Annotated in this window: 24 protein-coding genes; 8 read left to right on the top strand and 16 right to left on the bottom strand. The window is 71.2% G+C overall.

Features of this window, described 5'->3' with window-relative positions:
* Positions 1–57 precede the first annotated feature (57 nt).
* Positions 58–1,515 carry a MocR-like transcription factor YczR gene (gene yczR, locus ACWDV4_RS08920; protein ID WP_449976033.1) on the bottom strand — a complete coding sequence of 486 codons (1,458 nt, stop codon included), beginning with the start codon at positions 1,513–1,515 and terminating at the stop codon, positions 58–60.
* A 57-nt stretch (positions 1,516–1,572) separates the two neighbouring features.
* Between yczR and yczE the strand changes: the two genes are divergently transcribed.
* The gene (gene yczE / locus ACWDV4_RS08915) at positions 1,573–2,217 is read left to right on the top strand and encodes a membrane protein YczE (protein WP_449976031.1); all 645 of its coding nucleotides are present in this window, start codon (positions 1,573–1,575) and stop codon (positions 2,215–2,217) included.
* Positions 2,218–2,244: 27 nt separating this feature from the next.
* Positions 2,245–2,496 carry a hypothetical protein gene (locus ACWDV4_RS08910; protein WP_449976030.1) on the top strand — a complete coding sequence of 84 codons (252 nt, stop codon included), beginning with the start codon at positions 2,245–2,247 and terminating at the stop codon, positions 2,494–2,496.
* A 16-nt stretch (positions 2,497–2,512) separates the two neighbouring features.
* On the opposite strand, the gene ACWDV4_RS08905 is transcribed toward ACWDV4_RS08910, so the two are convergent.
* A complete protein-coding gene (locus tag ACWDV4_RS08905; protein WP_449976028.1) occupies positions 2,513–3,565 on the bottom strand; it encodes an aspartyl/asparaginyl beta-hydroxylase domain-containing protein in 1,053 nt (350 codons plus the stop codon).
* 580 nt (positions 3,566–4,145) lie between these two features.
* Here ACWDV4_RS08905 and ACWDV4_RS08900 point away from each other — a divergent pair.
* On the top strand, positions 4,146–5,351 hold the full coding sequence (locus ACWDV4_RS08900) for a cytochrome P450 (RefSeq protein ID WP_449976026.1): 1,206 nt from the start codon (positions 4,146–4,148) through the stop codon (positions 5,349–5,351).
* Between the two features lie 72 nt (positions 5,352–5,423).
* Here ACWDV4_RS08900 and ACWDV4_RS08895 read toward each other — a convergent pair whose 3' ends face one another.
* Complete coding sequence (locus tag ACWDV4_RS08895) at positions 5,424–6,614, bottom strand: MalY/PatB family protein (protein ID WP_449976025.1); 1,191 nt, start codon at positions 6,612–6,614, stop codon at positions 5,424–5,426.
* A 105-nt stretch (positions 6,615–6,719) separates the two neighbouring features.
* On the opposite strand from ACWDV4_RS08895, the gene ACWDV4_RS08890 reads away from it, so the two are divergent.
* From ACWDV4_RS08890 to ACWDV4_RS08880, 3 genes are read left to right on the top strand one after another with little or no spacing between them, the layout of a single operon-like run.
* Entirely contained in the window at positions 6,720–7,652 is a 933-nt protein-coding gene (locus ACWDV4_RS08890; RefSeq protein ID WP_449976024.1) for a class I SAM-dependent methyltransferase, read from the top strand.
* Positions 7,653–7,667: 15 nt separating this feature from the next.
* Entirely contained in the window at positions 7,668–8,366 is a 699-nt protein-coding gene (locus ACWDV4_RS08885) for a TIGR03086 family metal-binding protein (protein WP_449976023.1), read from the top strand.
* A complete protein-coding gene (locus tag ACWDV4_RS08880) occupies positions 8,363–9,850 on the top strand; it encodes a M28 family peptidase (protein WP_449976022.1) in 1,488 nt (495 codons plus the stop codon). The genes ACWDV4_RS08885 and ACWDV4_RS08880 overlap by 4 nt, the downstream gene beginning before the upstream one ends.
* Before the next feature lie 81 nt (positions 9,851–9,931).
* On the opposite strand, the gene ACWDV4_RS08875 is transcribed toward ACWDV4_RS08880, so the two are convergent.
* Genes ACWDV4_RS08875 through ACWDV4_RS08865 form a run of 3 tightly spaced genes read right to left on the bottom strand, consistent with a single transcriptional unit; the run spans position 9,932 to position 13,992 of the window.
* Positions 9,932–11,287, bottom strand: coding sequence for a TldD/PmbA family protein (locus ACWDV4_RS08875; protein WP_449976021.1), 1,356 nt, complete (start codon positions 11,285–11,287; stop codon positions 9,932–9,934).
* Positions 11,284–12,738: a TldD/PmbA family protein gene (locus ACWDV4_RS08870; protein WP_449976020.1), complete on the bottom strand. Its 1,455-nt coding sequence runs from the start codon at positions 12,736–12,738 to the stop codon at positions 11,284–11,286. The genes ACWDV4_RS08875 and ACWDV4_RS08870 overlap by 4 nt, the downstream gene beginning before the upstream one ends.
* Before the next feature lie 9 nt (positions 12,739–12,747).
* Positions 12,748–13,992: an MFS transporter gene (locus ACWDV4_RS08865; RefSeq protein ID WP_449976019.1), complete on the bottom strand. Its 1,245-nt coding sequence runs from the start codon at positions 13,990–13,992 to the stop codon at positions 12,748–12,750.
* A 151-nt stretch (positions 13,993–14,143) separates the two neighbouring features.
* Between ACWDV4_RS08865 and ACWDV4_RS08860 the strand changes: the two genes are divergently transcribed.
* Positions 14,144–14,599, top strand: a complete 456-nt coding sequence (locus ACWDV4_RS08860) for a hypothetical protein (protein WP_449976018.1) — start codon at positions 14,144–14,146, stop codon at positions 14,597–14,599.
* A 53-nt stretch (positions 14,600–14,652) separates the two neighbouring features.
* Here ACWDV4_RS08860 and hisF read toward each other — a convergent pair whose 3' ends face one another.
* From hisF to hisD, 8 genes are all read right to left on the bottom strand, one after another.
* On the bottom strand, positions 14,653–15,438 hold the full coding sequence (gene hisF / locus ACWDV4_RS08855; protein ID WP_449976016.1) for an imidazole glycerol phosphate synthase subunit HisF: 786 nt from the start codon (positions 15,436–15,438) through the stop codon (positions 14,653–14,655).
* A 37-nt stretch (positions 15,439–15,475) separates the two neighbouring features.
* Complete coding sequence (priA, locus tag ACWDV4_RS08850; RefSeq protein ID WP_449976014.1) at positions 15,476–16,201, bottom strand: bifunctional 1-(5-phosphoribosyl)-5-((5-phosphoribosylamino)methylideneamino)imidazole-4-carboxamide isomerase/phosphoribosylanthranilate isomerase PriA; 726 nt, start codon at positions 16,199–16,201, stop codon at positions 15,476–15,478.
* A 92-nt stretch (positions 16,202–16,293) separates the two neighbouring features.
* The gene (locus tag ACWDV4_RS08845; protein ID WP_449976012.1) at positions 16,294–16,620 is read right to left on the bottom strand and encodes a hypothetical protein; all 327 of its coding nucleotides are present in this window, start codon (positions 16,618–16,620) and stop codon (positions 16,294–16,296) included.
* Complete coding sequence (gene hisH / locus ACWDV4_RS08840) at positions 16,617–17,240, bottom strand: imidazole glycerol phosphate synthase subunit HisH (protein WP_449976011.1); 624 nt, start codon at positions 17,238–17,240, stop codon at positions 16,617–16,619. The genes ACWDV4_RS08845 and hisH overlap by 4 nt, the downstream gene beginning before the upstream one ends.
* Positions 17,240–17,413, bottom strand: coding sequence for a hypothetical protein (locus ACWDV4_RS08835; RefSeq protein ID WP_449976010.1), 174 nt, complete (start codon positions 17,411–17,413; stop codon positions 17,240–17,242). Before ACWDV4_RS08835 ends, hisH begins: the two co-directional genes overlap by 1 nt.
* A 55-nt stretch (positions 17,414–17,468) precedes the next feature.
* On the bottom strand, positions 17,469–18,080 hold the full coding sequence (gene hisB, locus ACWDV4_RS08830) for an imidazoleglycerol-phosphate dehydratase HisB (protein WP_449976009.1): 612 nt from the start codon (positions 18,078–18,080) through the stop codon (positions 17,469–17,471).
* Entirely contained in the window at positions 18,077–19,162 is a 1,086-nt protein-coding gene (locus ACWDV4_RS08825; RefSeq protein ID WP_449976007.1) for a histidinol-phosphate transaminase, read from the bottom strand. The genes hisB and ACWDV4_RS08825 overlap by 4 nt, the downstream gene beginning before the upstream one ends.
* Positions 19,159–20,493, bottom strand: a complete 1,335-nt coding sequence (hisD, locus tag ACWDV4_RS08820) for a histidinol dehydrogenase (RefSeq protein WP_449976006.1) — start codon at positions 20,491–20,493, stop codon at positions 19,159–19,161. The genes ACWDV4_RS08825 and hisD overlap by 4 nt, the downstream gene beginning before the upstream one ends.
* A gap of 186 nt (positions 20,494–20,679) precedes the next feature.
* Here hisD and ACWDV4_RS08815 point away from each other — a divergent pair, with 186 nt between their 5' ends.
* Complete coding sequence (locus tag ACWDV4_RS08815; RefSeq protein ID WP_449976004.1) at positions 20,680–21,381, top strand: LON peptidase substrate-binding domain-containing protein; 702 nt, start codon at positions 20,680–20,682, stop codon at positions 21,379–21,381.
* Here the strand turns inward: ACWDV4_RS08815 and ACWDV4_RS08810 are convergent.
* Positions 21,296–22,090 carry a DUF2567 domain-containing protein gene (locus ACWDV4_RS08810; RefSeq protein ID WP_449976274.1) on the bottom strand — a complete coding sequence of 265 codons (795 nt, stop codon included), beginning with the start codon at positions 22,088–22,090 and terminating at the stop codon, positions 21,296–21,298. The genes ACWDV4_RS08815 and ACWDV4_RS08810 overlap by 86 nt on opposite strands.
* 208 nt (positions 22,091–22,298) lie before the next feature.
* Positions 22,299–23,966, bottom strand: coding sequence for an ATPase (locus ACWDV4_RS08805; RefSeq protein ID WP_449976003.1), 1,668 nt, complete (start codon positions 23,964–23,966; stop codon positions 22,299–22,301).
* Between the last annotated feature and the right edge of the window lie 41 nt (positions 23,967–24,007).

The following is a 24,007-nucleotide window of genomic DNA, read 5'->3' as shown; positions in this document are numbered from 1 at the left end:
TCTGGCACATAGTCCGGGAAACGGATGAATAATCGTCGGGGCAGGGCCCGCACATCGTCAGGCGATCGCCGCTGGGTTCATCCACTGTGGGCGCGGGGCGTGGTCGAGACCGTAACGGACCGCCGCGATGCGCCGTACCGCGTCGACCAGGTCGTCGACGGGCAGGGTGAAGGGCAACCGGAGGAACCGTTCGAGCGTCCCGTCCAGGCCAAACCGGGGGCCGGGCGCAAGGCGTACGCCCACCTCCTCGGCGGCCCGAGCCAGAGCGCTGGAGATCGGCCCGTCCAACTCCGCCCAGAGAATCACCCCACCGCTGGGTGTCCGTACCCGCCACTCCGGCAGCAGCTCGGCCAGGGCCGCCAGGAGCGCGTCCCGCTGGATCGCCAGTTGCGCCCGGCGGGCCGCCACGATCGGCTCGGCGTCGGCGAGCAGATGCACGGCGAGCAACTGTTCGAGCACCGGACTGGCCATGTCGACACCGACCCGAGCGGCGGCCAGCCGCTGCACCTGGGGCGCGGAGGCGCGGATCCAGCCGATCCGCAGGCCACCCCAGTAGGGCTTGCTCATTCCGCCAATGGAGATGACCCGGGAGTGCCGATCGAAGGCGGCCACCGGCGGTGGTACGACGGTGCCATCCAGTGCCAGTTCGACGAAGGACTCGTCGATGACCAGATCAGTGCCGGTGGCATGGGCGGTGGCGACCAACTGCTCGCGCAGCGGGGCCGACATCAGGTGACCGCTGGGGTTCTGGAACTCCGGAATCAGGTAGGCCAGCCGGGGGCGAGTCTGCCGCAGGCTGGCCAGCAGCAGTTCGGCGTCCCACCCCGTACCGTCGATGAGCAGCCCGTGGGTGGCGATGCGCGCCCTGCGGGCGGCGAGTGCGGCCAACGCGTTGTGGTAGGTCGGCGATTCGACCAGGACGCTGCCGCCGGGTGGAAGGAGCACCCGCACCACCAGATCGAAGGCGTGCTGGGTGCCGTTGGTGACCATGATCTGCTCGGGGCTGGTGGCCACACCACGGTCGGTGTACGACTGGGCGACCGCCTCGCGCAGTTCGGCGATCCCGATCGGGTGGTAGCCGGCCCCGCCCAGGTAACGCGGCAGGTCCTCGGCGGCCGCCCGGGCAGCGGGCAGGAGCTCGGCGGGAGCGGCCAACGACGCGTAACCGAGATCGATCATGTCGAGTTCGTCCTGCGGGGTCCACAGGCCAGAGCTGGCCACGCGATGGCCGCCAGGCAGTCTGGTCCAGCTGCCCGCGCCGCGCCGGCTGTGCAGGTGGCCACTGTCCCGAAGCTCCCGGTACGCGGCGCTGACGGTGGTCCGACTGACGCCCAGCGCCTCGGCGAGTTCGCGCTCGGCCGGCAGCCGTACGCCCAGCGACAGCCGCCCGTCGGCGAGCAGTCCGCGTACGGCATCGGCGAGCGCCTGGTAGTCCGGGTTCCGCCGCCGCCCGGGCAGGGCATGCCACTGCCCGAGAAGACGAGCCAATTGTGGCCCGCGAACCAGGGATGTCATGCCACGCTCCCAAAATTGGCTCTTTCAAGAGGTCGATTGGCTTTTAGAGTGGCACGTGTGACCACAGTTGGCAATCAACGCCTGACCCGCCGCCTCGGGCAGCTCTATCTCGGGCTGCTGCTCTACGGAACCAGCATGGCGCTGACGATCGAATCGACCCTCGGCCTCAACCCCTGGGACGTGTTCCACCAGGGAGTGGCCCACCGGACCGGGCTGTCGATAGGCACGACCACCATCGCCGTGGGGGCACTCGTACTGCTGCTGTGGATCCCGCTGCGGCAACGTCCCGGGATCGGCACGGTCAGCAACGTGCTGGTCGTCGGCCTGGCCGTCGACGGCGCCCTGGCCCTACTACCCACCGTGACATCGATCGCGGCCCGGATCGGCTTCCTGACCGCCGGCATCGTGCTGAACGGAATGGCCACCGGTCTCTACCTCGGTGCACGGCTCGGCCCCGGCCCCCGAGACGGACTGATGACCGGCTACGTTGCCCGACGGCCGGGGCGATCCATCCGGCTGGTGCGGTCCGTCATCGAGCTGACCGTACTGGCGGCGGGCTGGCTACTCGGTGGCACCGTGGGCATCGGCACGGTGGCGTACGCCCTTGCCATCGGCCCGCTGGCCCAGGTCTTCATCCCGTTGTTCACCGTCCCGGTCGCGCCGAGCCAACCAGCCGGCAACGCCAACAGTGTGTTCCGGTAACCAGTCAGCTACCGCCATAATGGACCAATGGTTAAGTGGGAGTACGCATTGCTGGTCCGGCGTCGGCACGCTCAGGGACAGGGGTGGGGACTGTCCTACTACTGGTACGGCCCGGATGGGACCAGACGGGACGTCTCCGACTACGGCGACACCGCGATCGCCCACCTGAACCGGGTTGGCGCCGAGGGTTGGGAGCTGGTGTCGGCCCAGGAGGATGTCAACAACCTCCAGGGCACCACCGAGGTGCACCGCTACCACCTGAAGCGCCCGATCGGCTGACCCGATCAGCGGCTGGTCAGGCGGTGCAGCGCACCGGGCAGCTCCAGGTCCGGTGCCACCAGTTCCGCCGGTCGTGCAGCACCACCCGGTCGGGCAGCTGCCCGAGGTCGATGGTCCGTTCGTCGGTCCAGCCCTCGAAGCGATACTCGTACGCCCCGATCGGCACCAGCGCGGCCTGCGCACCGCCAGCCGTCCGTAGGACGAGCCCCTCCGGCTTCCGCTCCAACCACGCTGGCACCCGGCCGACCGGCTCTCCGGTCGAGTCCGTTACCCCGACTGTCGGTTGGGGACCGCCGTCGTGGCCGGTTCCGTTGTCGTGGCCGGTCTCGGGCAGGTGCGCGAGCAGATCGGTGTCCAACGGTGCCGGTAGCAGAAACTCCGGCAATGCCGGCAGTGGGGCCGGCGCCGTTCGTGGCTGGTTGCTGACGTAGTCCAGGGCATTCACCCGTTCCCGAAACCAGTCGGGGAAGAGGGCGAGCAGGGCGTCGTTCAGCATGCAGTCGACCACCAGGTGCACCCGTCGCTCGGCACCGTCGTTACGCAGGAAGTGTGGCAGGGCGAAGTTGGCGTACCACAACTCACCCGACTTCCAGTTGTGCTCATAGCCTTCGATGAACAACCGGGCACCCGGGTTGGTGACGATCGGAATGTGCAGGCGTAGCTGGCCGTAGCCGAATCCGATGAACTCGTCGCGGTGCTCGGCCAGTTCCGCTCCCGCGTCGAGCGCGAGCAGGCGGGCGCTACGCAGCTCACAGGGCAGTTCCCGCAGCACCTTCGCCATCGCCGGTAACGCCGACAGCGCCGGGGTGTCGGCGAACGGCACCAACGCCGGACCGCCCGGATCGGTGCGTTCCAGCAGACCACCGGGGCTGTGCAGCGGAAAGCAGGTCCAGCCCTGGGCGATCGGCTTTCCCACCTGTCCCGCGGAGTACGGCCGCTGGTGTCGCCAGGGCTGCTGTTCCAGAGACCGCAACTCCGCCGCCAGCGGCTCGGCGTCGAACTCCATCGCGAGGCGTACGGCGGACGCCTCGCCGGCAAGGGTCGCGGGAAACAAGGGGGGCCGGGGCATCTGGCCGTTCCTTCCTGTCTGGGGCTGACATTGGCGAGGGGGCGCCGCCGCGCGTCGGCGTTTCACCGACGGCGGCGGCGCGACAGGTCAGATCAGTAGTAGTGCCGCATGGGAAACGCCCCCTTCCCGTTCGAGTTCGTTGGCGAATCACCATCACAGCCATCAGGGCCAGATCGATGGCGCATTCACCGACGACGATGCAGTCACCTTGTCGAATCAGTAGTAGTGGCGCACGACAATCCCCCTCCGTCCAGCATGACGCGAGGCGAACCCAGCCAATTCCGTTTCGCCTCTTTGTCGAGACAGTGCCACAACGAGACCAGAGGTGCGACCCTAACGCCCGTATTTTTGCCCCCTTTTAAACTAGTTAACGAGCTATTTACCTTCTCGCAAACTTTGAAGATCTTCAATGGATTTCCCTTCCCTTCAGGCTCGCCAAACCCACGAGCGCCTCCTAGGGTTGACACACGCGCCAGCAGCACGCAGCACGTCGACAACAATTAACAAGACACACACTGGACGCCCCGGAATTATCCCGATAAACCATTTTGAATTCACTCGACAATTGCGGGGAGCCCCGATGGTCACAAACAGTCCCGACAGCCGCGCTCTGGCCGCCACGCCCGAAGAACTCTTCGACCCGCTCTCCCCGCAATTCATCGAGGACCCCTACCCGACGTATCACCGGATGCGGACCGACGATCCCGTGCACTGGCACGAGCAGTTGACGTCCTGGGTTGTCAGCCGGTACGGCGACTGTCTGCGGGTCATCGAGGACAGCGCCAGTTTCGCGGCCGACTACCGCCGGGTGGGCATCCCGGCGGAACCACAGACGATCACCGTGCAGACCCTCGATCCACCGGACCAGCTGCCGGTGCGCCGGCTGCTGGCCGATGCCTTCCGCGCCCAGGGGATCCCTGCCCTTCGCGGGGACCTGCACCAGTTCGCTGACCGGGCGGTCAAGGAACTGCTGCACCACGGCCGGGGTGACCTGGTCACCGACCTGGCGATCCCGCTCACCGCGTACGGGATCGCACGGATCCTCGGCGGTGACCTGTCCCAACGGGAGGACTTCCAGGACGCCTCCCAGGCGGTCGTACGGAGCATGATGGCGGGCGTCGCGCCGGAGACGGAGCAACCCGGGCTGACGGCGCGGGCCCGGTTGAGCGAGCTGATCCGACAGGCATACGAGCACCAGCCCGACAGTGGCATCCTCGGCTACCTCCGATCCCGAGACGCGACGGCGACGGTCGGCACCGACCTGCTGATGAACTCGTTGCGGGCGGTGCTGCTCGCCGGCCTCAACACCGGCCAGCGGTTCGTCGGCAACGCCACGTACGCCCTGCTGCGCACACCTGAGGCGCTGGCAACCTTCGGCCGGCTCACCGAGCGCAGCCAGACCACGGCCCTGCACGAACTGCTCCGCTTCGACACCCCGTTCCAGGCCCAGGAACGGGTCGCCACCACCGACACCCGCCTGGGCACCCGGCGGATCCGGCGCGGGGACCGGGTGGTGGCGCTCTTCGGCTCGGCCCACCGAGACCCGACGGTCTTCCCGAACCCCGACGAACTCGTGCTGACACGGCACCCGAACCCGCACTTCGGATTCGGCCGAGGCAGCCACGCCTGCCTCGGTGCCGCGCTCGCCTTCGCCGAGGCCCGTGCGGTGTTCATCGCCCTGGCCGCTGCCGGCCCGACGGTCCGGATCGCCGGGAACGTCGTACGCGAGCCGAACCCCACGCTCCGAGGGCTGGCCAGCCTGCCGGTCGAGCTCGCCGTCGGCTGAGCCGATCTGGCTAGAAGTGACCGTCGGCTGAGCCGAACCGGCTGGGAATCGCCGTCGGCCCAGTCGGGACGGCTACCGGAACGCGGCTGTCAACCGACCCAGGGCCTCGCCCAACACCGGCCCGGGTAGGGCGAGGTTCAGCCGGGCGAAGCCGGCGGTACCGAACGGCGTCCCCTCGGAGAGGTGCACCCGGGCAGCGGCCAGCAGCTTCGCCGCCGGGTCGATGGCGAACGGCGTCGCACGCAGGTCCAGCCAGGCCAGGTAGGTCGCTTCCGGCAGCGTGCAGCGTGCCCCGGCCAGGTCGGGCAGCGCCGTCGCCAGATCCGCCCGACGGGCGTCGAGGTACGCCAGTGCCGCGTCCAGCCAACGATCCCCGTCCCGCCAGGCCGCCTCGGTCGCGATGGCACCGAGCGCGCTGGGGGTCGCGCCACGCACATGCCGGCGGTGCCGAATCGCCGAATGCAGTTCTGGATCGGGTGCTGCGGCCAACGCGTACCGCAAGCCGGCGATGCCGAAAGCCTTGCTCGCCGCAGCGAGTGTGACGGTCCGGGCAGCCACCTCACGCCCCAGGGACGCCATGGGGACGTGCCGCGCACCGGGCAGCGTCACGTCGGCGAATATCTCGTCGCTGACCAGCCAACCATCGTGGCGCAGCACCACTTCGGCCAACTGCTCCAGCTCTGCCACCGACCAGGACCGCCCGGTCGGGTTGTGCGGTGAGCAGAGCAGCACCAGCCGCGCCCCCGCACGCAGTGCGGCGGCGATGGCGTCGAGATCGAAGGTCGGCCGACCCGAACCGTCAGACACCAGGGGGACGGGGACCGTGGTGCGCCCCAGGTCCCCCGGGGCCAGCAGGAACGGCGGGTACGCCGGTACCGGCACCACCACCGGCTCGCCCGGCTCGGTGAGCAGGTCGATACAGGCCGCCAAGGCCGAGACGACGTTGCCGTGCTGGCTGACATGTTCCACGTCCGGCGTCCAGCCGTACCGGCGTTCACACCAGCTCGCCCAGGCCCGTACCGGCGCGCCGTCCTCGTAGGGATAGCCAAGGTCACCCCGGTCCACCGCCGCCCGGATGGCCTCGGTCACCACCGGGGCGAGCGGCAGATCCGAGTCGGCCACCCAGGCAGGTATCGCGTCCGGTGGCGACTCGGTCCACTTCGCACCCCGCTTACGGCGCAGTGCGTCAAGGGTGATCGCATCCGCCGTCGCCGCGAACGACGACGATTCGGCCGGCTCGGCCACCAACTCGGACATCGACATCAGACACGGCCCTCCAGATGGGTAGGCGGGTGAGCCGACACGTCGGCTTTCGACCATGTACGTTCTATCCGAACAGACATCGACATTGCTAGTTCCATCGGTAGGTTGAGGGAGCGGCGAGTGGGCGCGTACCAGGAGAAGCACCAGGTCGACTGGTCCGCACTGGCCGCGGAACTCGAACAGCTCGCCCAGATCCGCAGTCCGTGGCAGCGACAGGCAGCAGGCTGGTTGCACGAACTCGCGACGGCCTGGCTACCCACACTGGTGGCGAGCGCCGGCCCGACCGGACTGATCCTGGACGTCGGCAGCGGCCCCGGTGTGACGGCCTGCCTGCTGGCCGAGGCGTTTCCCACAAGCCGGATCCTCGCCGTCGACATCCAGCCCGAGCTGCTGGACCGAGCCGCCGATCGGGCGCGCGGCCTCGGGCTCGCCGACCGGGTCGGCACCCTCCGCGCCGATCTGGGCGACTCCGGCGACCACCTACCGGCAGCCGACCTGATCTGGGCGAGCAGCGTGGTGCACCACTTCGGCGACCAGCGGGCCGCCCTCTCCCGGCTCACCACCGCCCTACAGCCGGGCGGTCTGCTGGCGGTGGCAGAAGGGGGACTGCCCACCCGGTTCCTGCCTCGCGACACCGGCACCGGCCGACCTGGTCTCCAGGCCCGGCTCGACGCGTTGATGGAGGACTGGTTCGCGGCCCGTAGGGACGCGCTACCCGGCAGCGTCGCGGTCGCCGAGGACTGGCCGGGGCTACTCTCGGTCGCTGGGCTCACCCCGGTCGCCAGCCGGACGTTCCTGGTGGATCTGCCGGCCCCGCTGGACACGGCGACCCGGGACCACGTACACGCCATGCTCACCCGCCAACGCGACCTGCTCGACGACCGGCTCGATTCCGACGACCGTCGGCAGCTCGACCGGCTACTCGACCCGGACAGCGCGCACGGGGTGCTGCGTCGGCCGGACACGTTCCTCCTCGCCGCGTCGACCGTGCACGTCGCCGCCCGTGCCCCCGTCAACGGGAACCGCCGTACGTCATAGGAAGGGAGCGGACCCATGTCCCACGCCTCCGCACAGCCGGACGCCGACCCGGAGCAGGACCCCCGACGGCTGCACCACCGGGCCGGTGCCCTGGCCGACCGGCTCATCTCCGCCATCAGCCCCGACCAGTTCACCCACCCCACACCATGCCCGGACTGGGACGTCGGTGGTCTGCTCAACCACGTCGTCAACGGCAACCACCGGTTCATCGCGATCGTGACCAGCCAACCGGTCCCGGACCGGGACACGGTTCTGCTCGGCACCGACCACGTCGCTGCCTTCCGGTCCTCGCTGGCCCGGCTGACCGAGATCTTCGCCGACGACGACACCCTGGCTGCGGAGCACGCCACCCCGATCGGCACCGAACCCGGCACCCACCTGCTCCAGACCCGGGTGATCGAACTCCTGGTACACGGCTGGGACCTGGCCCGAGCGACCAAGCAGGCCACCGACTTCGACGCCGACCTGTGCCGATCCTGCCTGGACATCCTGCGCGGACGGTCACTCCCCCGGGGCACCGATGCCCCGTTCGCGCTGATCCACCCCGTTCCGGCGGACGTCAGTGCCGCCGACCAGCTCGCCGCGTTCGCCGGCCGCGACCCCGGCTGGGCTCCCGGCCCGGCGACCGGCGACCCCGCAGCGGCACAGTCAGGACAGACCGCAGCAGCACAGTACGGCCGGACCGCGACCCGGCCGGAGGAGGATGCGCAGTGAAGCTGACCGTCCTGACCGCCGCCGCACTCACCCTCACCCTGGCACTTCCGTCCGGCACCGGGTCGAACCCACCCGGAAACCCGTACCGGTTGGCCGACCGGCTCGAACAGACGGTGACCGGGGAGCAGGCGTTCCGCCACCTGACCGCCTGGCAACGGGCGGCCGACGCGCACGGCGGCAACCGCGCCTCGGGCACGCCCGGCTTCGCCCAGTCCGCCGACTACCTGGTCCGTACCCTGCGCCAGGCCGGCTATCGGGTGACCCGGCAGGCCGTGCCGTACCAGGAGCACCGGGTGGACACCGAGCGGGCGGTACGCCTGGACCGGGACACCCCCGGCCCCCGGGTGCTGCTGATGCGCTGGTCGCCCACCACCCCGGCCGAGGGCATCGAGGCCCCGGTCGTACTGACCCCCACCGTCCAGAACGGTCTACCGGACCCGACCCCCGGCTGCGAGGCCGCCGACTACGCCGGGCTGCCGGTAAGCGGCGCGATCGTCGTCGCGCCGCAGACCTCCTGCGGATTCGTCGCCCAGCAGCGGGTGGCGGTGGCCCTCGGTGCACGGGCGATGCTCTTCTACGTCCGGACCGTACGACCGGACAACATCTACCGGGCGTACCTGTTCGACCCGGCCGCGATCAGCATTCCGCTGGCCAACGTCTCCCAGCGGGACGCCGAGCGGCTGGCGACCGACAGCGCCGAACAGCCCGTACGGCTGCGGTTGGAGCTGCGCGCGCACCCGGCCGAGGTGGTGACCGAGAACATCCTCGCCGAGACCACGAGCGGCCGATCCGACCGGGTGGTGATGGCTGGCGCACACCTGGACAGCACCACCGAGACCCCCGGGATCAACGACAACGCCGCAGCGGCCGGGGCCCTGCTGGAGACCGCTCTCCAGCTCGCACCTCGGCAACGACAGCTGCGCAACAAGGTCCGGTTCGCCTGGTGGGGTGCGGAGGAACTGATCGAGGTCGGATCGATCCACTACCTCCAGCAACTCACCCCCGAACAGCGGACGGCCATCACTCTCTATCTGAACTACGAACTGATCGCCTCGCCGAACTTCGGCCGGTTCATCGTCGACGGGGACGACAGCGACCATCCCGGCACCGGCAGCGGTCCGGGGCCACTCGGCTCCGGGGTGGTGGAGGCCGTGCTGACCGGCTACTACGCCAGCCGGGGCCTGGGCTACGAGACGGCCGACATCAACAGCATCGGCTCGGACCACTGGCCGTTCCGCGACGCCGGTATCCCGATCGGCGGCCTGGACGGCGGCACCTACCAGGCCAAGTCCCCGGAGCAGGCGGCCCGGTACGGCGGGCAGGCCGGCGAGATGTTCGACCCCTGCTACCACCAGCCCTGTGACACCGTGGCCAGCGTCAACCGGGCCGAGTTCGACCGCAACTGCCGGGCGGTGGCCTGGGTGGTCGGCCGGTTCGCGATGGACGTCGACGACGTGATCGCCCAACGGAACCCGACCGGTTGACCGAGCACCGCCGGGCGGCTGGATGATTGGGCACCGTCGGACGGGCCGGTCGACGGCCCGCCCGGCGGCGCCGGCCCGGGGTCAGTGCGTCGAGGTCGACGTGAACTGGAACGACGACAGCCGCAACGACGGGGCGTACGCGTCCCCGAAGAAGCGTTCGTAGGCCACCTCGCCATCCCGGCCGACCGCCTCGACGGCGTCGAGTGCGGCCAGCACCGACTGGGTGAATCGCAGGTTCCGGACCCCGCCGACGATCCGACCGTCCTCGATCAGGAACGTGCCGTCCCGGGTGGTGCCGGTCACCGTCGAACGCATCGGGTGCACGAGGTTCGTGTAGTGGAACCGGGTGATGTAGAGGCCGCGTTCCACGCCGCTGACCAACTCCGCCGGTTCGGCGTCGCCGCTGTCCATGACCAGGTGCGTGGGCTGGCCGGAGAGCGGGTTCGGCGGCAGTAGGGCGTGCCCGGTGGGTGTGGTGCCGGCCGCCCGGGCGGTCGCGGCGTCGTAGGTCAGCTCCCCGGCCACCCCGCGCTCGATCAGGGTGGTCCGCCGCCTCGGTACTCCCTCCGCGTCGAATGGTAACCCGGGCAGCAGCGGGGAGAGTGGATCGTCCACCAGGGTCACCGACGGTGCGCAGACGCGCTGGCCCGCCCGCCCGGCCAGCGGTGAGCTGCCGTCGCGTACCGTTCGCCCGGCGAACGCCTGCGCCAGCCGGTGTAGCAGCACTACCGTGGCCCCCGGTTCGAGCACGACCGGATAGCTCCCCGGCGGCACCTCGCGGGGCCGGGCACCGAGCCGTACCTTGTCGTCCGCCCGACGGGCCAGCACGACCGGGTCCAGGTCGTCCAACGCGCTGGCGACCCCCTCGGCGTAACCGGCCGAGTCCGCCCCGGTGGCCAGCATGTTGATCATCGCCCGGGTGCCGACGTGGTACGCCCGCACGCCGTGGCTGTTCACCACGGCCACCTCGCTACCGGTGGTCTCCACCACGCCCGCCCCGGCGACGCCGACGGAGAGTCCACTGAGGAGGCTACGAACGATGTCCGCCCGGCGCTGCGGTGGACAGTCGGCCGTCCCGTCGTGGTCCCGGCCCGCCTTCGGATACGCCAGACCGCCCGCCGCCAGCCCCCCGAAGTACGGGTCCGGGCGGGTGGCCTCGGCTATCGCCGTTGCCTGCCGGGCCGCCTCGCGTAGCCCGTCCGGGGTCAGCAGGTTGGTCGACGCGACCCCCACCCGTATCCCACCTGGGCCGTCGCGCACCACCCGTACCCGCGCCTGGCCGTCCGAGCGGTCGGTGTTCTGGTGGATCCGGCTGTCCGCGAACCGGGTCAACGCGGTGCGGTCCCGGGTGAGGACCACCTCGATCCCGTCTGCTCCGTCGACCCTCAGGACGGGTGCGGCCAGGTCGAAGAGGCGCTCGGCGCCGTAGCGGCTCATCGCACCCCCACCGTGGCGCGGAACCGGCCGGTCGGCGCCCCGTGGGCCACCCGGGCGACCTGGGACGGCTGCCCCTTGCCGCAGATCGGTACGCTCCAGATCCGCCAGTCCCGGGCCCCACCGAGGGCGTCACAGGAGCGCCAGAAGTCGATGGTCCGGCCGGCATAGGTGGGGTTGCGATACAGCCGGCCGAGTTGGCCGTGGGAGATCTCGTACGCCGCCTCGCACCCGAACTGGAAGTTGGTCCGCTGGTCGTCTATCGACCAGGAACGGTTGGTGCTCAACAGGAAACCGGCCCGGGTGTCCGCCACGATGGCGGCCCGGTCCACGCCCTCGTCCGGCCCGGGGTGCAGGGAGACGTTGTTCATCCGGATGAGCGGGATACTGCCCCACGAGTCAGCCCGGGCCGTACCGTTCGAGGTGCCGCCCAGCAACGCGGCGGTCTCCCGGTTGGTGAGGAACCCGACGAGCAGACCGTCGGCGATGATCGGGGCGGAACCGGCCGGCACCCCCTCGTCGTCGTACCCGAAGGTGCCCAGCCCGGTGCGAGTGGTGGCGTCCGCGGTGACCGAGACCAGTGGTGCGGCGTACCGAAGTTGACCAAGGTCGTCGGGGCGGACGAACGACCCGCCGGCGTACGCGCGCTCCATGCCGAGAATCCGGTCGAGTTCCAGCGGATGCCCGATCGACTCGTGGATCTGCATCGCGAGCTGCGACGAGTCGAGCACGATGGTCGTGTCCGCACCGGCCGGCAGGTCGGGGGCGGCCAGCAGGGCGACCGCCTCCCGGGCGGTCGACTCGGCGTTCCCGGGCAGGTCGAGCGCCAGCACCTCCTCCCAGCCGCCGGTGACGAACTGCCCTCGGAACGACGTCGGGTACGACCGACGCTGGACCTCACCACCACCGACGGCGAACGCCGTTAGGCCGCCGCCGACCTGTAGCACGGTCTGCGCCACGGCGGCGCCCTCGGTCGAGCGGTAGACGGTGTGCCGTCGCCAGGCGTCGGTGGTGGCCTCCACGAAGGACACTCCGGCCACCGCTCGGGCCGCCTCGGTGGCCCGCAACAGGTATTCCGCCTTCTCCGCGACCGGCACCGTCAGCGGGTCCACGGCGTGCGGCGTGGTGTACGTCCCGCGCGCAGGCGGGGTGTCGTCCAACCGGACCGGCACGCCCGACACCCGACCACTCGCCCGGGCGATCTCCACGGCGAGCCGGGCGGTACGTCGTACCGCCGCGCCATCCTCGTCGGCCGTCGCCGCGAACCCCCAGGCACCATCGACGAGTACCCGTACGCCCACTCCCCGGCTCGCGGTCCGGGTGGCCCGTTCGACCCGGTCGTCGCGTACGTCGATCGACTCCGAATCCTCGGCTACGGCTCGGACGTCGGCGAACGCTGGTCCGAGTGCGGTGACCTCGGCGAGGGCCAACTCCGCGAGTTCAGTGCGGTCCATCATCGCACTCTATCCATAGCGATCACTATTTGTCGTGCCCGTGGCAAGCGCCACCAGCGCTGCCACGAGGGCAAGCCCGGCCGGCGCGACCAGGGTCGCGATGAGATGTCCCTGACCGAGCAGGCTGGTGGTGAGCAGCGCGGCGGCGGCCGACCCGAGGGTGTTCGCCGAGACCAGCCAGGACTGTGCCTCGATCGCGGTACCGGCCGGCGCACGTTGCCCGGCGGCCATCGCCAGCGTCGCCAGCACCACCGCGACCGGCAGGCCGGCCAGTGGTGCGAGCGCCAGCAACACCAACGGTCGTCCCCCGGCCAGCGGAAGGACCGCCAGAGCGACGACCAGCGCGCCGAGCACCACCGGCAGGCGGGTCGGTGTGGGTCCCCCCTCGGCCGGCCGCCCGGACCGCCGACCCCGGCGCCCCCAGAGCAAGCCGCCGACGATGCTGCCAACGGAGAAGGCAGCCACCAACGGACCACCGGCCCAGCGGGCGTTGGCGACCCCGGCAAACGCAGGTAGCCCCACGGCCACGGCCGCGATCGCGCAACTCGCGAAGACCATCACCACCAGCAGCCGCCGGTAGGCCACCGAGCGCAGCGGCCCCCACCAGCCCGGGCCCGGCTGGCCGGTCGGCTCGTCGGCCCGCGCCGGGAGGGCGCGAAGGACCGAGAGCAGCAGGTACGCGCCCAACCCGGTGATCACCACAATGGCCAGCACCCCGAGGTACGGCCGGACGGCGACCAGCGCCGACGCGACGACCGGCCCCACGATGAGGCAGACGTCGAGCAGTACGGCGTCCAGGGCGACCCCGGCGCGCCGATACGTCTCCGGCAGGCCAAGCCAGTGGGCTCGTACAGCGGGACCGAGCGGGGGCATACTGGCCCCGGTGACCGCCGCACAGGCCACGGTGAGCGGCACGGGTGCACTGCGCGTCGCGGCCAGCACCAGCAGCCCGGCAGCGACCAGGAACAGGGCCATGCCGACCCGGATCACGCGACGCGCTCCCAACCGGTCGACCAGTCGTCCGCTCAAGGGTGCGACCATGCCGAACCCCAGGGTGTACGCCGCCACCAGCGCCCCGGCGACGCGGACATCCTCCTGGTTGGCCAGTAGGAAGAGGATCGAGATGCCGATCATGCTCTGCGGCAGCCGGGCCCCCACCGCGGCCAATGCCAGGCGACGCCCTTCCGGCCGGGCGAGCAGTGCGGCGTAGCCACCGGCGGCGACGGTGGCTGGCCCGTCCGGTTTCCCGGTCACGGACAGAGATGGTGGTGGGCAGGACGAACCGTCACGACCATCTGTCCACCGTGTACTGACAGACCCGGGTTGTCAATGTCGGTACGAGCCGACCGAGAGATCCGCCCGACACCCGTTCCCTCGAAGCCGATCACGCGGCATCATGTTCAGCATGGGGGACGAGGGATGGCGGTTGTCGGACGCTTGGATCTTCGTATCGCTGGTCATCGCAGGCGGAGCGGGTCGCCACCGCCGGTCGGCGTCGACCCGACGACCGGAGGGCGTACGACTAGCCGACGTCCTCTCCACGGCTGACCATCTCCGACGGACCATACCGGCCCGGCAGGAGGTCGAGATCGCCGTTCAGCGGCTCGCCGGAGCCGGCCTGATCAGTGTGACGGACGGCTGGTTCCAGCTCACCCCGGCCGGCGAGCAGCTGTGGCGTACCCGGCCACAGGGCGGCCTCGCGGCTGCTGTGGAGACCATGCGTGGAGTGCTAAGCCGCCGACACACCCCCGGGGCCGCCGCCTGGGTCCTCGACGAGGACGACCACGCTCGGGCGGTACAGGAATACACGGCTCGGCTCATCCCGAGCCCGCGCCGCTCCCCGGAGGACGGCCCCCGCTGACTTGAGTCGGACCCGTGCCGCGCTCCCGCTGGGTCCGTCCCCGCTAGCCGGGCTCAGCCAGCGGTGACGACGTCTCGAATCGGGTGCCCGGCAGATCGGAGCGCGTCCTTCACCTCACCGATGCTCAGCTCGCCGAAGTGGAAGACGCTGGCCGCGAGCACCGCATCCGCCCCCGCCGCGACGGCCGGCGGGAAGTCGCCCACCGCGCCGGCCCCGCCGCTGGCGATCACCGGCACCTCCACCACCTGACGTACCGTCCGGATCAGCTCCAGATCGAAGCCGGCCTTGGTGCCGTCGGCGTCCATCGAGTTGAGCAGGATCTCCCCCGCGCCCAGTTCAGCCGCGCGGTGCGCCCAGTCCACCGCGTCGAGACCGGTGCCCCGACGCCCACCGTGGGTGGTCACCTCGAACCCGCTACCGGTGGTGCCCCGCGGGGCCCGCCGGACATCGAGCGAGAGGACCAGCACCTGCCGGCCGAACCGTTCGGCGATCTCCGTGATGAGTTCCGGGCGGGCGATCGCGGCCGTGTTGACGCCGACCTTGTCCGCGCCGGCCCGCAACAGCGTGTCCACGTCGGCGACTTGGCGTACACCCCCGCCGACGGTCAGCGGGATGAACACCGACTCGGCGGTACGACGTACCACGTCGAGCATCGTGCCCCGGCCAGCCGAGGAGGCGGTCACGTCGAGGAAGGTCAACTCGTCGGCACCGGCCCGGTCGTAGGCGGCGGCCAGCTCGACCGGATCGCCCGCGTCACGCAGGTCGACGAAGTTGACCCCCTTGACCACCCGGCCGTCGTCCACATCCAGGCAGGGAATGACCCGCACCGCCACCGTCATGCGACGAGCCTATCCGGGCCACCCGACCACCGGCCGGTCACGGCTGAGCCAGCACGGCGAGTGCCTCGGCCACGGTGAACGCCTCGGCGTAGAGGGCCTTGCCCGCGATCACGCCCTCCACCCCGATCGGCTCCAGCGTCGCCAACGCGCGCAGATCGTCAAGGGTGGAGACGCCACCGGAGGCGATCACCGGCGCGTCGGTGCGGGCACACACCTCGCGCAACAGCTCGAGGTTGGGGCCGCGCATCGTGCCGTCCTTGGTGATGTCGGTCACGACGTAGCGGGCCGCCCCCGCCTTGTCCAGCCGCTCCAGCACCTCGAAGAGGTCACCGCCGTCGCGGGTCCAGCCCCGGGCGGAGAGCGTACGACCGCGTACGTCCAGCCCAATGGCCACCCGGTCGCCGTACTCGCCGACCACCCGGTCGCACCAGACCGGGTCCTCCAGGGCGGCCGTACCGATGTTGACCCGGGCCGCGCCGGTGGCCAGCGCCGCCTGCAACGACTCGTCGTCACGGATACCGCCGGAAAGCTCCACCGCCACGTCGAGCTGCCGCACCACCTCCGCGAGCAGGTGCGCGTTCGACCCCCGGCCGAAGGCGGCGTCCAGGTCGACCAGGTGGATCCAGGTAGCTCCGTCCCGCTGCCAGGCCAGCGCCGCCTCCAGCGGGTCGCCGTAGCTCGTCTCGCTGCCGGCAGCGCCCTGGACGAGACGTACGGCCTGACCGTCGGCCACGTCGACGGCGGGAAGCAGGGTGAGGCTCAACTTGGTCTCCTGTCTAGGTACGACGGCTCTAGGTGAGCCGACGCTAGATACAACGGGGCGCTAGGTACGACGGCGCTAGGCACCTGGGCTTCTCAGGTACGACGGCCCAGGGCGATCACCACGACGGCCGGCAGCACGAGCAGCATCAACACGATCGCCATCAGGCGCAGCGCCAGGGAATCGATCAGCAGCCAGATGGCGAGCAGTGCCGCCAGCGACAGCACCACCACCCCGGCCCGCTCCCCTCGGCTGCGGCGGGCGAAGAGCCGTCCGGTACGCCGGTTCGGCAGTCGCGGGGTGAGCCGGTGCACCAGGGCTCGCCGCCGCTGCCGCCGGGCCACCTTCCGCGCCCGGCGGGCCCGGTCCCGTTCCGCCTCAGCCTGTCGGGCCGCCCGCAGCCGGGCCCGCTCCTTGCTCACAGGGTCGACACCCAGTTGCCCAGCAGGGTGGCCCCGGCGTCGGCGGACTTCTCCGGGTGGAACTGCGCCGCCGACAGTGCTCCCCGCTCGACCCCGGCCACGAAGCCGGTCTCGTGCGTGGCCGTCGTGACCCGGGCCCCCGCCTCCGTCAACACGTCGGTGTCGGCGGCCGCGTACGAGTGCACGAAGTAGAACCGGCTACCGGTTGGCAGCCCGGCGAAGAGCATCGAACCAGGTGCCGGCTCGACGGTGTTCCAGCCCATGTGCGGCAGCCGCTGGGCGGCGAGCCGGGTCACCCCGCCCGGCAGCAGGCCCAGCCCCTTGGTGACCACGCCGTGCTCCTCGCCGTACTCGAAGAGCACCTGCATGCCGACGCAGATGCCCAGCACCGGTCGGCCCGCGGCGACCCGCTCGGCGATGACCGGGCCGGCACCCAGCGCCTCGATCCCGGCCATACAGGCGGCGAACGCCCCGACCCCGGGCACGACGAGGCCGTCAGCGGCCACGGCAGCGGCCAGGTCGTCGGTGACCACGACCTCCGCACCGACCCGGGCCACCGCCCGCTGGGCGGAACGCAGATTGCCCGAGCCGTAGTCGAGCACGACCACTCGGGCGGCCATCAGATGCTGCCTTCAGGCAGCATCCAGAACACCCCAGCGGTCGCGGACACCACGGCGAGCAGGACGATGACGACGATCGCCTTCGGCGACGCACCCTGCCGGTACGACGACCAGGCCCCACCGGCCAGGATCCCGGCCAGTGCGAGCAGCAGGATCGGCAGTACGGCATCCATCAGAGCCCACCCTCATTCGCGACTGCGGGACTCGCAAGCTCGTTCCTCGCGCTCATCAGAGCGCCCCCTTGGTGCTGGGGATCACGCCGGCCGCACGCGGGTCGATCGAGGTGGCCTCGCGCAGCGCCCGGGACACCGCCTTGAACTGGGCCTCCACCACGTGGTGCGCGTCGGGGTGGCCGCCTGGTCGGGCGGCCCGCAGCACGGTCACGTGCAGGGTCAGCCGGGCGGTCTGTCCGAAGGACTCCCAGATGTGCCGGGTCATGCTGGTCGGATAGACCGGCCCGATGTACGGGGCCAGCGCCGGCTCGTCATGCACCACGTACGGCCGGCCGGAGAGGTCGACCGCCGCCTGCACCAGCACCTCGTCCATCGGCAGCGTGGCCGAGCCGTACCGCCGGATCCCGGCCCGGTCGCCGAGTGCCTGGTCGAAGGCGGTGCCCACGGCGAGCGCCGTGTCCTCGATGGTGTGATGTGCGTCGATCTCCAGGTCGCCGACGGTCTGCACGGTGAGGTCGAAACCGCCGTGCCGGGCGATCTGGTGCAGCATGTGGTCGTAGAAGCCGACCCCGGTGCTGATCTCGGCCTTGCCGGTGCCGTCGAGGTCCAACTCGACGAGGACCTTGGTCTCCGCAGTGGTCCGCTCGACCCGGGCGGTTCTGCTCACTGTTCCACCTTTCCGGACTGATCGATCGCGGCGAGGAACGCGTCGGTCTCCTGCGGTGTGCCGGCGGTCACCCGCAGCCAGCCGGGCAGACCGACGTCCCGGACCAGCACACCGTGCTCAAGCAACGCCCGCCACACCGTGCTCTGATCCCCGCCGACCTCGAAGAGTACGAAGTTGGCGTCGCTGTCGGCCACCGTGAACCGCCGCCGACGCAGCTCGGCGACGATCCGGTCCCGCTGTTCCTTGATCACCTCAACGGTACCGAGCAGCGCATCCCGGTGCGCCAGCGCCGCCCGCGCGGCAGCCTGGGTGAGCGCGGAGAGGTGGTACGGCAGCCGCACCAGTTGCACCGCGTCCACCACCGCCGGGTCGGCCGCCAGGTAGCCGAGGCGGCCACCGGCGAACCCGAACGCCTTGCTCATGGTCCGGGTCACCACCAGCCGGGGATGCCCCGGCAGCAGGGCCAACGCGGTGGGGGTCCCCGGGCGGGCAAACTCGGCGTACGCCTCGTCCACCACCACCATCCCCGGTGCGGCGGCCAGCACGGCGTCGACCACCGCCGGATCCAGGGCGGTGCCGGTCGGATTGTTGGGCGAGCAGAGGAAGACCACGTCCGGCCGGTGCTCGCGTACCTGATCCACTGCGTGAGCGGGGCTCAGGCCGAAGTCGGCAGCGCGCCGACCATCCACCCACCGGGTGCCGGTCCCCAGCGCCAGCAGCGGATGCATCGAGTACGCCGGGGTGAAGCCCAGGGCGGTACGCCCCGGCCCGGCGAACGCCTGGAGCAGTTGCTGCTGGATCTCGTTGGAGCCGTTGGCCGCCCACAGGTTGTCGGCGTCCAGTCCGTGGCCCAGATAGTCGGCCAGGTCGGTACGGAGCGCGACCGCGTCCCGGTCCGGGTAGCGGTTCAGGTCCCGCAGCTCGGCGGCGAGCGCCTTGCTGATCGCCGCCACCACCGGCTCCGGCACCGGGTAGGAGTTCTCGTTGGTGTTGAGCCGTACCGACACGTCCAGCTGAGGTGCCCCGTACGGCCGGCGCCCCCGCAGGTCGTCGCGGATCGGCAGGTCGTCGAGGGTGGTCATGGCCTCGCCGTCCGCTGCCTGGTCGGGAAGCGGGCCTGGACCGCCTGGCCGTGCGCCGGCAGGTCCTCCACCCCGGCGAGGGTCACCACGTGTGGCGCGACGTCGCGCAGCGCCGCCTCGTCGTACTCGATGATGTGGATGCCGCGCAGGAACGACTGCACGGAGAGTCCTGAGGAGTGCCGGGCGCAGCCCCCGGTGGGCAGCACGTGGTTGGAACCGGCGCAGTAGTCACCCAGCGACACCGGCGAGTACGCCCCAACGAAGATCGCGCCGGCGTTGCGTACCCGTAGTGCCCACTGGCGGGCGTCCCGGGTCTGGATCTCCAGGTGCTCGGCGGCGTACGCGTCGACCACCCGCAGCCCCGCCTCAAGGTCGTCGACCAGTACCACCCCGGACTGTTCACCGCCCAACGCCGTGGTGATCCGCTCGACGTGCTTGGCGGCGGCGACCTGCCGGGTGAGTTCCTGCTCGACCGCCTCGACCAGCGCGGCCGACGGGGTGACCAGAACGCTGGCGGCGAGCGGGTCGTGCTCGGCCTGGCTGATCAGGTCGGCGGCGACGTGCGCCGGATCGGCGGTGTCGTCGGCCAGGATGGCGATCTCGGTCGGTCCGGCCTCGGCGTCGATGCCGACGACGCCGCGCAGCAGCCGCTTGGCGGCGGTGACCCAGATGTTGCCCGGCCCGGTGATCATGTCGACCGGTGCGCAGCGCTGGCTGCCCTCGGCGTCGGTGGCCGCGCCGTAGGCGAGCATCGCGATCGCCTGCGCGCCGCCGACGGCGTACACCTCGTCCACGCCGAGCAGGGCGCAGGCGGCGAGCACCCGGGGGTCGGGCAGTCCGCCGTTGTCGGCCTGCGGCGGGCTGGTGACCACCAGCGAACGGACCCCGGCCACCTGCGCCGGCACCACGTTCATGACCACCGTCGAGGGGTACATGGCCAGGCCACCGGGGACGTAGAGGCCGACCCGGTCGACCGGCACCCACCGTTCGGTGACGGTGCCGCCGGGCACCACCTCGGTGGTGTGGTCACCGCGTCGCTGGTCGGTGTGCACCCGGCGGGCCCGTTCGATGCACTCGGTCAACGCGGCCCGGACCTCGGGGTCCAGGGTCCGCTCCGCGGCGACGAGCGCCTCGGCCGGCACCCGCAGTTGGTCGAGGGTGACGCCGTCGAGTCGATGGGTGGCCTCGCGGATGCCGGCGAAGCCATGCTCACGCACGGCCTGCACGACGGGGCGGATCTCCTCGACCGCCACGGAAACGTCGATCTGGGCACGGGGCAGTAGCTCCCGTGGGTTATGCGCGTCGCCGCGCAGGTCGATCCGCTTCAGCACGCCTGCGAGTCTAGGCCGCTCTCACCTGCCGAACCGCGACTGCCCAGGTAGCGGGATGGTGAGCCGGGCCACCCCAAACGGTCAGCCGGGCCAGCCGAGACGGTGAGCGGGGCCACCCGAGACGGTGATCCGGGCCACCCGGACACCGTGACGCGCCGCGGCTACCGGAGAGGTTAGGCTCGACCGATGGGTGCGCGGCTGCCGATCTTTCCGCTCGGAACGGTGCTCTTCCCAGGACTGGTGCTACCGCTACACATCTTCGAGGAACGCTATCGGGCCCTCGTTCGGCACCTGGTCGGGCTGCCCGACGGCACGCCCCGCGAGTTCGGGGTGGTGGCCATCCGTAGCGGCTGGGAGGTGCTGCCCCCACCGGGCGCGACGGTCGATCCGGCCGACACGGTGGTCAGCTTCTACGACGTCGGCTGCACCGCCGAGGTGCGGCAGGTCACCGAGCTGACCGACGGCGACTTCGACCTGGTGACGGTGGGTCGCCGCCGATTCCGGATCACGGATGTGGACGACCGGAGTGCGCCCTATCTGATCGCCGAGGTGGAGTGGCTCACCGAGCCGGCGGAGCCGGACGACACCGCCGACCTGCTCGCGCCCCGGGTGCTCGCGGTGTTCCGGCAGTACCTCGGGCTGATCCGGGCCGACTCGCAGGAGATCTCCGAACAGTTGCCGGAAGATCCGACGGTGCTCTCCCATCTCGTGGCGGCCACGGCCGCGCTGACCGTGGTCGACCGGCAACGGCTACTCGCCATCCCGGACACCGCCGGGCGGCTCCGGGCCGAACTGCGGTTACTCAACCGCGAGGCGGCTCTGCTGCGCCAGGTTCGGGCGGTGCCGGTGCCTCTGCCGGAGCTGGCGGTACGGACGAGCCCCAACTGAGCGGCTGCGGCTGCCCCTGCGGCCCGAATCCCGGGTACGGCCCCGATCCCGGCTGCGGTCCCGGGTAAGGCCCCGGCAGCGGTTCCGGTTCCGGCCGCAGGTCGGGCCAGCGGGACCACCCCGCCAGCAGGGTGTACGTCACCACCGCCCCGAACGCAGGCAGCAGCAGGTCACCCTGCAGGGTCGGCACCCATCCGTAGAGCCACTCAAAGGTGCCGGCGCGCAGATCCGGCGGCTTGTTGAACTGCTCACCGATCTGGGCGGTCGCCAGCAACCGCTGGTATTCGTCCAGCCCGATCCGGCGTCCCACCTGCCAGGCGACCACCGCCGCGCCGATTCCGCCGACGACGAGCAGCAGCAGGTTCAGCGGACCCCGGTAGCGTCGCAGGACCAGCCAGAACGCGATCGCCGCCAGCACTCCGAAGCCGAGTCCGAGCAGGCTGAACCAACCGTCAGCCGCGATGAACTCCTCCGGCTGGGGCTGGGTCAGCACCGTACCGGCCTCGGTCCGAACCACCGGGACCTGCGGCGAGACCATCGCCCAGAGCAGGCCCAGCGGTACGCCGAGCAGGATCAACGCCAACACGCCGCCCGCGCCGACCGCGAGCCGCCGTCCCCGGGGCTGCGGTTGCGGTTGCGGCACAGCCGAAATTTCGTACGGCCAACCCGGTGCCGACGGCGGCGACATTGCCGGCCCCGGGGGCGGCATCCCCTCGGGGGGATGCTCGGCCGGGCGCGTGCTGTCGTCGGACCGATGGTGGTCGGAAAATTCCGGGCTCACCGAATGATCCTCTCAGGCCGCGTCCATTCGGTGGGTGCCGGACCCGGATCCATCAAACTACCGGGCCTGACATCGCTCCGGCGTCCGAAGCGAACGGCTTCCGGCCCGGCCCGTGCGTCGGTCGAGCGTTGGGCGCTCAGCGGACGAACGGCTCCAGCATCACCGACGCCGCCCGCAACCACGCCTCCCGGGTGCCCGGTTGCAGCTGTCCATATTCGATTGAGGAGCCGACCTCCAGCGCCGGGTCGTACGGCACCACCGCGACCGCCCGGGTCCGGGTGGCGAAGTGCCGCTCCAGGTCGTCGAGCAGCGGCGAGCGACCGGGCGTGGGGCAGGACAGCAGGGTCACCGCGTTGTTTGCCAGCTCCCCCATGCCCACCTCGTGCAGCAGGTCCAGCATCCAGTCGGCGGTGAACGCCGCATCCTCCCGGGGCACGGTGGTCAGCACCAGTTGATCGGCCGCCCGCAGCACCGTCTGCCAGTTGACGCTCTCCACGTTGTTGCCGGTGTCCACACAAATGACCTCGTGGGTTCGGCGCAGCAGGTCGAGTACCCGCCCCACGGTGTGCTGGTCGAGCTGCTGGGCGAACCGGGGGCTCTCCTCCCCGGCCAGTACGTCGTACGAGTTGTCGGAGGCGTGCCGCAGGTAGTCGTCGAGCCGCTCGATCAAGTCGGTGCCGTGCCGTGCCTCGATGTCGATGAGGTCCGAGATGAGGTGCCGGATCGTCCGGGCGTGCCGAGCGCTGCCCGCACGCAGTCCCAACGTGCCGCGCAGCTCGTTGTCGTCCCAGGCGAGTACGCCCCGACCGCGCACGCTGCCGACGGTGGCCGCCGCCAGCACGGTGGCGGTGGTCTTGTGCACGCCGCCCTTGGGGTTGGCGAAGGCCAACACCCGGGGCGATCCGAGGTCACGTCGGAGGACGTTGACCGCCCGGTCGACCTCCGAGTCGCGGTGATTCTCCCGCCATTCCATCAGCCGGCGCGGGACGAGCGGCTCCCGGGCGAGCGGCTCCCGGGCGAGCGGCTCCTGGGCAATCGGCTCCCGGGCGACGGTGCGGGCAGGCTCGGGGTAGCTCGGCTCAGCGCGGTAGCCGCCGCTCTCCAGCGCCGCGTACCGGGACACGCCCGGTGCGGCCTGCCCTGGCGCCATCGGCCCCGGCCCGATCTGCCCCGGTGCGGGGATCGCCGGATCGGCCGGTCCTGGGTCACTGGCGGGGGCGTATCGGGGTGGAATGGGAGTGGCCCGCCCGCGCTCCACCGACGTGCCGAAGCTCCGGTCCATCGGCCGGGGAAACCCACGCTCGGCCGGTGCGGGGTACGACCGCTGGGGCGGCGTGGCCGGGCTCGGCTCGACCGGCGCAGGGTGGTACGACGGCTCCGCCGGTGTGGGGTGGTACGACGGCTCGACCGGAGTCGGGTACGACGGCTCGGCCGGCGGGAGGTAGCGGGGCGGATCGGCGCGGTAGCCGTTCTCTAGTAGGGCGAACCGGGACTCGCCCGGTCGAGGTGGCTCCGCCAGGAAGCCTGCCCCGAGGTCGCTCGAATAGTCGAGATCGGCCGGACCGCTGGACCGACCTGGACGCCCGTATTCCGAACCACTGCTCTGGCCCGGTCCACCCGCTGCGGTGCCCGTGTGTTCGTCGCCGCCCCAGCGACCGCCCGTCTCACGGGTGCCGCTGTCGTCATGTTCACCGGTGCGGCCGAGCCGAGCCCGGTCGAGCAACGCGCGCCAGCGCGGTGCTGGTTCCCCAGGTCGGCCCCAGCCGGTCTCGGTGCCGTCCACGGCTCGCCCTCCCAGCGCCATCGGTGCCCCGCCTGACAGGCTACGAAGCAAAGCCTATTCAG

The organism is Micromonospora sp. NPDC003197 (genome assembly GCF_053590565.1).
The sequence above is the reverse complement of the archived record's forward strand: the minus strand, read 5'-3'. Positions and strand labels throughout refer to the sequence as shown.